Annotated in this window: 12 protein-coding genes; 10 read left to right on the top strand and 2 right to left on the bottom strand. The window is 24.6% G+C overall.

The window, feature by feature from the left end:
• From ABNT63_RS05695 to ABNT63_RS05675, 5 genes are all read left to right on the top strand, one after another.
• Positions 1-969 (top strand): PBSX family phage terminase large subunit, encoded by a 969-nt coding sequence (locus ABNT63_RS05695; protein ID WP_348737157.1) that lies wholly within the window; start codon positions 1-3, stop codon positions 967-969.
• Entirely contained in the window at positions 969-1247 is a 279-nt protein-coding gene (locus ABNT63_RS05690) for a hypothetical protein (protein WP_348734838.1), read from the top strand. Before ABNT63_RS05695 ends, ABNT63_RS05690 begins: the two co-directional genes overlap by 1 nt.
• Complete coding sequence (locus ABNT63_RS05685) at positions 1240-1593, top strand: hypothetical protein (protein ID WP_348734837.1); 354 nt, start codon at positions 1240-1242, stop codon at positions 1591-1593. Before ABNT63_RS05690 ends, ABNT63_RS05685 begins: the two co-directional genes overlap by 8 nt.
• 214 nt (positions 1594-1807) lie before the next feature.
• On the top strand, positions 1808-2584 hold the full coding sequence (locus tag ABNT63_RS05680) for a hypothetical protein (RefSeq protein WP_348734836.1): 777 nt from the start codon (positions 1808-1810) through the stop codon (positions 2582-2584).
• Positions 2585-2587: 3 nt separating this feature from the next.
• Positions 2588-5809: a hypothetical protein gene (locus ABNT63_RS05675; protein WP_348734835.1), complete on the top strand. Its 3222-nt coding sequence runs from the start codon at positions 2588-2590 to the stop codon at positions 5807-5809.
• A 231-nt stretch (positions 5810-6040) separates the two neighbouring features.
• On the opposite strand, the gene ABNT63_RS05670 is transcribed toward ABNT63_RS05675, so the two are convergent.
• Together ABNT63_RS05670 and ABNT63_RS05665 are read right to left on the bottom strand one after the other, a co-directional pair.
• Positions 6041-6334 (bottom strand): lipoprotein, encoded by a 294-nt coding sequence (locus ABNT63_RS05670; protein ID WP_348734834.1) that lies wholly within the window; start codon positions 6332-6334, stop codon positions 6041-6043.
• A 3-nt stretch (positions 6335-6337) separates the two neighbouring features.
• Complete coding sequence (locus ABNT63_RS05665; protein ID WP_348734833.1) at positions 6338-8257, bottom strand: hypothetical protein; 1920 nt, start codon at positions 8255-8257, stop codon at positions 6338-6340.
• A gap of 351 nt (positions 8258-8608) precedes the next feature.
• Between ABNT63_RS05665 and ABNT63_RS05660 the strand changes: the two genes are divergently transcribed.
• The 5 genes from ABNT63_RS05660 (at position 8609) to ABNT63_RS05640 (ending at position 12574) form a co-directional block, all read left to right on the top strand.
• Entirely contained in the window at positions 8609-9070 is a 462-nt protein-coding gene (locus ABNT63_RS05660; RefSeq protein WP_348734832.1) for a hypothetical protein, read from the top strand.
• Between the two features lie 17 nt (positions 9071-9087).
• Positions 9088-10188 carry a hypothetical protein gene (locus ABNT63_RS05655; RefSeq protein ID WP_348734831.1) on the top strand — a complete coding sequence of 367 codons (1101 nt, stop codon included), beginning with the start codon at positions 9088-9090 and terminating at the stop codon, positions 10186-10188.
• Between the two features lie 6 nt (positions 10189-10194).
• Positions 10195-11133: a hypothetical protein gene (locus ABNT63_RS05650; protein ID WP_348734830.1), complete on the top strand. Its 939-nt coding sequence runs from the start codon at positions 10195-10197 to the stop codon at positions 11131-11133.
• Positions 11123-11638, top strand: coding sequence for a hypothetical protein (locus ABNT63_RS05645; protein WP_348734829.1), 516 nt, complete (start codon positions 11123-11125; stop codon positions 11636-11638). Before ABNT63_RS05650 ends, ABNT63_RS05645 begins: the two co-directional genes overlap by 11 nt.
• Positions 11639-11701: 63 nt before the next feature.
• Positions 11702-12574: a hypothetical protein gene (locus ABNT63_RS05640; protein WP_348734828.1), complete on the top strand. Its 873-nt coding sequence runs from the start codon at positions 11702-11704 to the stop codon at positions 12572-12574.
• Positions 12575-12579: the final 5 nt, after the last annotated feature.

Here is a 12579-nt window from a genome sequence, read left to right as displayed (position 1 = left end):
ATTCGTGGTTATCAAAATAAAATAACAATTAATACATGTAACCCTGAAAGTTTAAAAAGATATATTGTTGGTTATTGTAATGAATTATTACCTTTTAATAAAGAAATAATGCGTAGTAAATATGAGCAAATTAAGTATATTGAAAAATGAAATATGAAAATTATTATTCATTATTCTAGTTGAAGATTAAATTATGAATTACCACAAGATAAAGTTAATGAACAATTAAGATTAAAACAGTTAGATATTGAAAGAGCAAGAGTTTGGAGTTGAGGATTGCCTGGCAATACTAGTGGATCAATCTTTGCAAGATATATTGATATTATGCAAACAACAGATATTATTCAACCAACTAAATTATTAGGTGGTGTTGATATTGCTAATGCTACTAGTCCTAAAGGACATACAACAGCGGCTAGTTTTTGAATATATAACTCATTTGATAAAAAAGCCTATAAAGTTGCTGAATATACTCATTCAAATGCTACACAACAATTTAAAACTGAATTAGAACAAGTTAAAGATATTTTAGAGTTTTATAACAATCAATTAAATCAATATTTTAATTTAATTCAGCAAGGTATATCGATTAATGTTGATGATAGTGCTTATTCAACATTGCAAAGTTTAAACCGAGAAAAATATAATTATTCTTTTGGTCAATATATGACATTTAAACCAGCACAAAAACAAAAATTTAAAGTAAGACATCGTGTAGAGGCATTCACAATGTTAATAAATACTAATCAATTAAAATGATTATGAGAAAAATGTTCTGTAAGTAAAACCCAATATGAATTAATACAATGAGAAGATAAGCCTGAAGCAAGAGAAGAAAAAGTATTAGACTTATATGATGATACATTTGATAGTGATTTTTATGCCTTACACTTTGAATTAGTTAATATGATTAAACATAATAGTTCAACAGATTATAAATTATGACAACAAAGGGAGTGAATAACTTAATGAAAAAAGATATTTATGTAATACACGATGAGCGTGTAATAAATGCAAAAAGACCTTATATGTCTGTTTGTGGACAAGTTAAAAAAAGACTTTGTCAAGAATTAAAAAAAGATAATATCGCAATATGTAAATTAAATTTATATAACGAATATATTAAGAAATATCAAAAAGTTAAAGTATGTATACAAGTTTTAGCAAATGAACCTAGTTTATTAACAGTAAATATAATTAATTATGCACTTATCTTAAATTTAAAGGAGCAAAATAACCATGAATAATACCTATCCATCTTTACCAAACTTAAATGATATTAATAGTGTTTTAAAATTTTATAATTATGATTGAACAATTAATTTAGCAAATATTATTGCTCGCCATCAAATGCGATTAGTAAATGGTAAAGATATTTTATTTAAGTCGCATCGTAAGGACGTTTTAGAAAAATTAAATTGATGATATGAAAATTATAAAATAAAAGAAAAATTAGATAAAAACGAATTAACAGCAAGTTTAATGGGTAAAACTATCTTTGGTTTATTAGAAACATCAGACGGTAATATTGATTTATGAATTAACCCTTTTAACTTTACATCTCGTGTAAGTAAAATAAATGAAATTGAATAAGGTGCTGATATTTGATTAAATTATCATCAATCAGATAGTGGTTTTATTTTAAATTTAATTTGTACCAAAGATAAAATAATTATTAAAGGTTGACCTAAAAATAATGAAGTAGTTGTTGGTCAAAGTAAAACACAAATTAAAGATGATGTTAGACCTGTTTTAGTTCAAGAATTTAAAAATAAATTAGGTATAGTGCCCTTTTGAGAAATGATAAATGAACCTAATCCTTTATTTTTATCAACATCAACTTGATTTAGAAGATAGTTTTAATATTAAATCAAAAGAAAGATGAGCAAATCGTACTCATTGATATGGGGTATTATATGATGATTTAATGACTGCTTATAACAAAGGCAATAAAAAAGTATTACAAGATGCTTTTGATGATATTTTTATTCAATCAGGTCAATCAGCCGTTGATGGTCAATTATCCCAATCTTTACAAGTAGTACAAGAGACACCAACCTTAGAAACATATACCGAAGATCAAAAATCAATTATTGAACAAGTATACTTAGCATGTAATTTTTCTAATCCTTTTGGTGATGCCTCAGATAGTGAAGAAAATAAAACCCAATCATTAATAAAAAAAACAAAAGACTTAGAAAAACAAGCATATTTACAAGCATATCGTAAACAATATTATACTAAGATGTTTGATACTGTTTTAAAATATTATGGTTTATGAGATGGTACTGGTGAACGCCCTTATGGATTTGATTTTGTTAGTGCTAGTTTAGTAGACCAAATGCGACAAAATGAATTAATTACTACTAGATTAGATAATTGAACAATGGAGCCAATAAGAGTGATAACTGAATATGATAATGTTGATGAATTAGAAGCAACCAAATATTTTGAAAAAGTAGAAAAATGACAAGATAAAATGCAAGCCAAAGAAATTGAACATAATAATAAATTACTAGAATATAATGAAACTGGCAATAATAAAAATGCCTTACAAGGTAGAACAAAAATTAAGGAGAATTAAAAAATGAGTAGAATTAACCCAGGTGTTATGGAAGAATTAAGAAGACAAGCACATGATACTTTAATAGATATAAGAGAAAACATAAGAGATAATAGGCATTGAATGGTATTTCCTTTTAATGTTTATAGTTCATATATATCTGATACTGAAACAGGTTGAAAACCTAATAATGCAAAACCAAGTGATTATGGTAGTTATTCACGCATATTTGATAATATAGAAAGTACAATTGCTCAATGACAAGGTAGTTTAAAAATAGTCCAAAAATATAAAGGTGAAGAAATTAATATTTTAACGATTGATGATTTTAGTAAACAACCAATTAACTCAACAATATGAGCAAATAATGAGACACCTTTTGCGATAAAATTAAAAGATGAAAATAATAATGTTTATTGAAAATTAATTGATGGTGAAAATATTTATGATATTAATAGAATGCTAGAATACTTAAATAAATATAAATTAAGTTATTTTATTAATAATGATAATAAAGCCGATAATTTTTATACAAAAGAGGTTAAAGTTGGTAAATATTGAGATGCTTATATGATTGATGATAGAAGTTCAATTCAATTTGGTGATGCTAAATTTGAACAAGTATTTACTCAACAATCAACTGAAAGACAATATACTTTATTAATTTTAGATGAAGATGCAGATAAATTAAATATTAATGATTATTATAATTTTTATACTGCATTTAATGACCGTGGATTAAATATTGGTGGTGGTGATATTAATTCTGCTCCCCAAGATAGACAATGATTATATCCATCAAATGTTATTAATTATTATTCCGTAGAAGATGGTGATTTCTTATGACAAGAAATTACCTTTTCAAGTATTAATGACAAAATTAGTAATAGTGGTTTATCAGTACGACAATTTATACAAACAAGTGCCCCAGGCGAAGGTTATTGTTTTCCTAAAATAACTTATGATGAAAAACTAAATAAAGGTATTGTTGAATTAGATGAAATTTTATTAAAAGACCCAGGGGTTAGAGCAATGGTAGTTAAATTTTATGGTAATCCGATATTTTTTGATATGCCAGTAATTGGGCGACCAATTATTAAAGGTCAATTTAATAAAAAAGTAATGAATTCTCGTGATCTATTAATGTATAACATGTATCCTGCCCCACCTGATAAAATAAATACTTATGCATCACCCGAAGTAAGTTGATATAACATTCAAGGTATTCAACCAACTATGATAACTGGTTATGAAGATTGAAAAAAAGATATGGAAAGTAGATACGACTTTTGAAATCAAAAAAATAGTGAGGGAATTGTAATAACTGATAAAGCTAGTTCAACAGCAACCAATCCGACTGTTGGAACAACTATTCATAAAGAAGATAATGACTCTAAATTTTATTGGTCTAAAAATTGAATGATTACTCCACCGGATAAAATAAAAGTAAATAATGAAGATGTTAATAATATAATTAGTACCCAAGCATCATCATATTTTAGAAGAAAAGATGAATTTGGTAATACTGTTGGTCAAGTTCAAATTGAATATAATAAAATGGGTAAATGTAATGTTTGAGATATTTTAAATATGAATAATTTTATTAATCGCCAAATTACAGTATTACCTTTAAACTATACGCAAAAAATAGTTTTTAACCCTTTTACGATACCGGGTGGAGTTGGTAAGTTCTTAAACTTTATTTCATTTGGTATTCCCTGAGGATGAGTAATTAACCAAGATGAAAAAACTTGACCTAATTTTCAATGACTTAATGGCTTTATGAGTGCTAATATTTATAGTTTCTATAATGATGCATTTTGGTCTGAAAAATCAAAAGGTAAAGGTTATTTACCATTTGAAATATTTAGAGAACAAGGAAATGATAAAATTGGTGCTATGATTGGTGCTAATGCTACTAGTTTTAGTTTTACTACTTTATTAACTGATAAAATACAAGGTAATGTTTTAGAAAAAGATGGTAAACCAACAGAACGAATAACTTATTCAACTTATAATTTAAAACAATTAAACCCTAAAACTAATCGTATCTATTTAATTAATGAATTAGTAAGAGCAGTTGATGCTCAAACACCAGTTAGTGATAGTGAAAAAGATAATGATTGCGAATTCTTACAAACACCAGATGGTACAAATTGTAGTTATATAATTGATATGTTTTCTATTCAAGCATTATATAAAGGTAATTTTGAAATTATCTTTTATGCTGATAACCCATATACTAATAATGAAGAAGATTATTTACGCTTATCAGTATGAAGTTTCAGAGGTAAAACAAAAAGTACATTAAATAATTATTTACGCGATATGACAACTAATTATAAAACTAGTTTCTTACTACCACATGATTATGAAATACCAACATTTAATTACCCACAGTATGTTCTCCCACCAGTGCCATATAATTATAAAGAGTATACAAAAGATATCTTAGATTCTAATACAATCAAACCATTAAAAACTAAAATTATAACACCAGTACAATGTAAAAATAATACTGGTCTTACAATATTGAATTTATTTAATGATGATTATAATTATTGTTACTATGAAATAGAAATTGATTTAAAACAAGTAGACACAACTATTAAAAGTATTGATAAATTTATTAGTTCTTATAAAACGATTGAAATAAGTAATCTTAATAATTTGCAAGTTGAATGTGGACCACCAGATATAGAAAAATTTATTTCTAATAGAGACATTAATTTATTAGGTGGTTATGATAAATGTAATATTGATTTAGGGTCATTAGATGATATAACTTTATTGCAAAATGGCTGTTTACAAATTGAAAAAGTTAATTTTGGTAGTATTTTTACCATAAATGATACAAAAGAAATACCAATAAATGATATTAAAACGTTTGATATTTGAAATACCTATGGATTATCAGGCAGTTATTATGAACAAAGTTATAAAACTAAACAAAATAATGGTACTTTATTTTTTCTACCTATGATTACTAAATTAAATTATGATGTTAATCGTAAAATTGAAGAAACATATTTACAAGCATATTATACTAATGATTTAAAATTAAAAATTAGATTTTCAAAAGTAATAATTATATATTTATGAGGAAGAATATTGGAAAGTTCCAAATATTACCACATTAGAGGTAATGATAAAAATATAACAATAGATATTAATAACGAAAATATTTTAGGTATTAGAAATAATAGTAATAGTCCTGTTAAAATTAGAATGAAACCAAGAAAATAAAAAGAGATTTAACAATCTTTTTTTCTATTCACCATTAACTTTTACATTACTGTTTTCATCTAAAATTAAATCAGGTACATTAGTATCTAAATTTCAACGATAAACAAATTTAAAATAAGTTTCATTATATTTTTGCCAAGGTTTTAATGTTTGTACACTAGAGGGATATTGATTTATAGAAATATCAAAACCTCCATTATATTGCCCAATTTTAATATAATATTTATTTTGTTAATCAAATTTTATTAGTCTTTGTTCTTTTTTATTTTGAAATTTAACAATTCTTCAATCCTCGTTTTTATCACCTCGTCATACTACATAATAATATTTATTATCAATTTCATTAAATGGTTTTTCTTGGGGTACTATTCATTCTAAAATATTTCCATTTATATTTATACTATTTTTTTCTTTTAATTCCGCTAAGTTTTCTGATATTAATTCACTATTATCACATGCAATTAAATTGCTACTTCCGCTAGTAATTAAACTAACTGTCCCTAAAATACTTAGTAATTTTTTCATTTTTTATTCCTCCTCAATTATAAAATAACTGCCTATAGTATTTGTAATAATTTTTCAACCGTGGTTAGGATTAGATAAAAAATGATTATTGATAGTTTCAAACTCAAAATAAATTACTTCCAAAATAGTATTGATATCATCATCTATAATTGACCCGCCTCAACCACTATGGTCTTCTTTATGAAAATTTGTAATTTCTTTTTCACATTCTTTTATAAAATTAGTAATATGTTTTGAAGAAATTTCTTTATTTTTTGTTTTTTCATATATTTCTTTAATTTTATTTCATTCATCACTACTAATACTTAACTTTAATTGATCATGAGCTAAAAATTTATAGTATTTTTCAATTTCATTATATTGATTATGTGATTCATGTTTTGTTACATCTTCATTAGTGTCATTGAATCATCAAATTAAAGCAGTACCTGCAATTATTAATCCACCGATTACTAATGATAAACCTAGTGTTTCGGGCGCTAAAACCACAGCAATATCAGCTTCTGCGGCTACTTCTGTAACTGATAAAGTTTCAGCCGCTGTTAAACCTTCTGCTACAGTACTTTCTGATAAAAGTGGGGTCATTTCTGCTGCTTCCCCTGTTTCTGATGAAACAAGAGTACGAGTGGTTGATAAACTATTTTTGATATAATTGGCAGTAGTTGATAAGCCTTTTATTGGTGATATTCCGGTTATTTTTGAAATCCCTAAAATTCCAGCACCAGAAATTCCGGTAGAAGTAAGCCCTAAACCAACATCTCTTAATTTATCTTTAAATTCTTTTTGTTCATTTTCGGGTAATGATTGATAATGTTGATTGATTTCATTTAATTTATTTTGTTTAGATTGTTTTGATAAATTATTAAATTTAGTAATAATATTTTTTATTTTTTGATTATTACTTGAATTTGAATCATTATTATCATTTATATTTAAATTTTGTTCTTCATTTTTATTTAAATTAAAAGTAACATTAAATGAATAATCAAGTCTAAAAGAAGCAAAATCACCATTATTATTTTCATAACGAATTGTTGCTGAATTGACTGTTATATTTTCAACAACAAAATAATTAATATTAAATCCAGGACTTAATTGTCTTATTCTATTTAAAATAGTATCGGATCTGTTATCTGACAATTCACCCAACTGTAATTCGTTTAAATTATTTCTTAAAATACCATTAGGGAAAAGTGAGTTTAAAAAATCTGTAGACAGATGATCATTATAATTTAATATAACATAATCTTGTTCATAAAAATTTTGTCCTTCTTGCGTTAAAGCTAATCTTGTTTCTGTTATACCATTATAAGATGATCGAATATATTGCATAATATTACTATCAACACCATTTAAATTTGGATTTACCCTACGTAAAGCCTCCAAAATACTACCATAATCAACAAAAATATCATCTAGTCTAAAAATTGAATATGCATGAACAGGAATAACACCTAAATGTCTATTTCTAATTATTGTTGACAATAAAGGCCGTAAAATGAAATTAATAGTAAAATTTAGTGAACTCGGAATAGAATATGCATGGTCATCTACATAAATATTTTGACTTGCATGAACTATTGCTGAATCTCCTGTAATGTTTTCAAAGACGATATGTTCTAAAAAATCTGATCTTGATAGAATTGGATGATTATTTTCTCTTAATCTTTGAATAATTTGTTCTTGGTTATTTTTTTGAATTTCACCTATATAAACAGTGCTAATTATATTTTTCAAACTAGGAACTATTCTTTGTGTTTGTCTTTTAACTCTATTTAAATTTTTTAAATTATTATTTGTTTGTGAATAACTAATATCACTAATTATATTTTCTTCTTTTTGATAAGGACTAGCGGCAATTGTTGTTGGTATAGCACTTCCACTAATAGTTAAAACATTTAATAAACTAAGTAATTTTTTCATACTTGTTTTTCTCCTTTTCTTAATATTAAAACTTTTTATCAAGATCTATTGACATTATATATGTATATATATACATATACAAGCAAAATTAGCGCTTATTTTAATAAATTTATCTTTTAAAATACTCTTTAATTACGCGTTTTAAGGGCTAAATTAGCAGTAAAATATATTAAGTTATATTTTTCTTCTTCTCTATTAATAGTTGTATTATTAAAATAATAGTGTAAAATAATGTTAACGGTTTATCCTTTTAACAAAAAAGTAAGTAATTTACGGTTTATGCTTTCCGCCTTAAAAAGACTTATGCTGACTTGTTATTCGAACAAAAATAAAAAAAGAGAGGTTTATAAAATGGCACTTACAAAAGAACGATTAATAGAACAAGGTTTAAGTGAAGAAATTGCAGATAATATTTTAAATAAATTTCATAATGAAACAAAACAAATTATTGAAGGTATACAAAAACGAAAAGATACTATTTCAAAAGAAGATTATTTAAAAGTTGCTAATGAATTAGATGAATTAAAAGCATTTAAAGATGTTCCATCTACTAAAATTGAAGATATTAAAACTAATTTAGAAAAAGTTAGTGGTAGTTCTTTATCTGAAAAAATGCAAACTTTAAAAGAATTAAAACCTGATTTGTTTTTTGAAGAACAACCATCAGTTTCACCAACTAATTTTATTAAAGATATGATTGAAAAATCGGTTGAAAATAAAAATGATGAAATTGAAACTATTAAAGAAAAAGGAGCATATACTCCTGATGAAATTAAAAAAATAACTGATTATACACTTAAAAACCTTAGATAATAAGGGAGTGAAATATTATGGCAACAATTAATTTGCCACAAGTACCTTTTACATTACAAGGTAATACAACAGGTCAAAAGGCTTATGTTGATATGGTTAATGCTTTATTGCGTGGACCTTTATATAATGAATATGCAAGTATTATGCAGTATGCTACTGCAACCGCAGAACAAGTTTCTTGATTACCTAATGCAGGACAAGCGTTATATAATTTAACTCATCGTGTAGTATGACAAGATGATTATTCATTGCCAAATGGTGGGACAACTCAAACAATGGGATTAACAAGAATTCCAGTTCCTATTGATAAAAGATTTAATTTAAAATTAATGAATGAAGCATTTGATTTGGCATTAATAGAACAAAATATTAAAAATGGTGTTATTGCTGATGCTATTTCTAGTGTAATACAGAATAAATTTGTTAATTTAGAATGTGAATTAATTCAGGCTATTTATGATTATTGTTTAGCAGATTGTCAATATGAAGTAATTCCATTTCGTAGTTATACAGCCGAAAATGCAGATGATGCAAATAAAGCATTCTTTAAATTAAATGAAACTTTGATTGAATTAACAAATCAAATTAGTAATTTATATTTTGGTTTACCAACAGATAAAATGTTTATGGTTTTAGGTCGAAGATCATATTTAGGATTAACACCTGCTTATTTAAAAGTAATTGGTTCACAAGCACAATTAAAAGCGATGGTAAATGGTGAATTATATGAAAATACAGCAATGGGTATTCCAGTATCAAAAAGTTTTCATTTAGAAAAAACATATACAAAAGGACAAGTTAACCGTGATAAAGGTTATAATTTTACTAATGTAAATGGTTTAATTATTAATAAACAAGTATGAGCTTATCCAATTAATATGGATACTATTCAACAAGTTTTAGATAATGATACTGCTAACCCTAAATGAATTGGTAAAGTTCAATATGCAACACCAACTATTTTATATCCAAAAACATGTAAAATTATTTTGGAAAAACAACCAAGCCAAGATGAAATTACTGCCGCTAAAAGTAATCTAAATAAAACTTTTAGAGTTCCAGTTGATTATCTAATTTCAGCATCAAAACCAGAATCAAAACCAAATAATCAAGGTTAATATAAAATGAATTTACTAATATTACGCGTTTTAACTTTATTAGTATCTAATTTAGAAAATAAACCTTTAATAAGTAAATTTGTAAATTTAATTAATAGAGCTAATCAAGTTAAAAATAAAATATTAAAGCCAATTAATTATATTAGTGATAAATATAATAAAATTACAAATAAAGTTGAAGATATTTATCAGTGATTAAATCCATTTACTTATTTAGATTTAATTAAAAAAGGTCATAAAAAAGAAATACAACAAATATTAAGTCAATTAGAAAAAGATAATAATATTAAAAATAGAGAACAATTTAAAAATGAAAATTATTTAAATACTAATTGACAACCTTTAAATAGTAGTTGACTTGATAGTGGTATGTTTAATATTACAAATAAGTTAACTTTAACAGGTAATTTAACTATTTTAATATATACAAAAACAGCAAAACATCCGAAATTTTATGGTCCATATGTTTATCCTAGTGTTCCAGTTGAAATTTGAAAATTATTAAGTAATGCTGTATCTAATGCAGGAACTTTATTTTGGCGTTATTGATTAAGAAAATGATTACCTAGTCATTTAAGAAATTATATTAAAAAACGATTACCACAAGCATTAAAAGAAAAATACCCCAAAGGAACTACTAAATTAACATTACCAACAGTTCAAAAATTAAATCAAATTAAAAAGTTTATTAATAATTTAAAAATTGGACATTTTAATTTTAATTTTGCTGGTGAAATTAATAATAAAAAATGGTATCGTGAACGCCGAAGTGATGTTAAAAATATTAAGAATTTATATAAAACACCAGTTAAAAATATGTTTTACAAAACTAATCAAACTATTAAAACAATTAAGAAAACAAGAACAAGAATTAATAGTTATAAGCCAAGTAATTTAAAAAATAAATATCGTAATCAATTAAGAGGTGTTTTATATGGAAAATAATTTAAGTAATTTGTTATTTATAACAGTTGAAGATATTAAAGAAAGTAAACTTTGACAACCTATTAATGATAGAAAACAATCTGCTTATAATGATAATTTAATTTATAATGCTATTTTAAAAACTAGTTTATGAATGGATAGATTATCAGGTGGGACAATTTCCGATAAAATTAATAAAAAAGATTTATTTCCATGAGTAAAAAAAGATAATACTGGTTTAATTGAATATGATAAATGATTAAGTTATATTCAATCTGCTTGTTTATTAGCAGTTATAAATTGATATTTACCAAAAGGAGTAAATGATTTAACTGGTAGTGCATCATTTTCACAAAGTGGAGTTGCTTATTCACAAACTAATGACCCTGAGGCAAATGAAAATATTACTCGTGATGTTAAAAATGTTTTAAAATTAGCAGGTGAAATTATTGATATTATATCTAGTAAAACAGTATCTAGACCTTATAATTATAGTTTAGATAATTATTCTCATCCATGAGAATAATAATATAAACATATTAGTAAAAAAACTTTTTATCCAACATTATTATTTTGATTAAAAGAACGATTGCAAACAGATAATTCAATAAATATTTTTTATCCAACTGTTAATGATTTTTCTAAAATTGATTATAACGAATATATTAAACTTATTGTTCCATTTGATAATGATAGTATTTATGAAGAAAATGGTGTTTGAAAAGCAAAACAAAGTGGTGAAATTCCATCGGATGTTATTAAAGATAGTGATTTTAATAAAAATTATATTGAAAAAGTTGATGGTAAATATATTGTAAAAACATCACAAGATATTAATCTTAAACAAGATAAATTAGTAAGTGGCACAAATATTAAAACTATTAATGGTAATTTATTATTGGGTAGTGGTGATATATCTATTAGTGGTGCCAATGATTGAGAATTAATTAATTATCCAGATGCAAACGAAAAATTAACATTTAAAATTCCAAATTATGATTTAACAAAATATTACTATAAAATATCAATTTCAATAACAGACTATTCATCTGCTAATAAATTTGTAACATATTATTTTGAAACAATATCACAAAAATCAATTTTTACATTTTTAGCAGATAATTCATATCAAAGAATAATGATTAAGCAAGATGGCTCAATTTCAAATGAAACAAATAATATTGTTATTAAAGATTTAACAATTAAAAGAAAATTAATAAATAATAGCGAATTAAGGGCAGATGAGCCGCATTCTATTTATAAGCGTGATATGGATACTGATTTTTCAAAAGAAACATCGGATTCTTATGATATAGTGATAAGAAAAATAAATAGTGCAACAACTATTAATGAATTAAACTTACTTGAAAAACACCCAGTATGAAGAATTATTTCAAATAATAGAAATGATATTAAAGAATTATTTAATAAAAAATGATTAGAATTAAATAAAAATGAATAAAAAAT

The organism is Spiroplasma endosymbiont of Ammophila pubescens, from assembly GCF_964020965.1.
GTDB lineage: Bacteria > Bacillota_I > Bacilli_A > Mycoplasmatales > Mycoplasmataceae > Spiroplasma.
The sequence above is the reverse complement of the archived record's forward strand: the minus strand, read 5'-3'. Positions and strand labels throughout refer to the sequence as shown.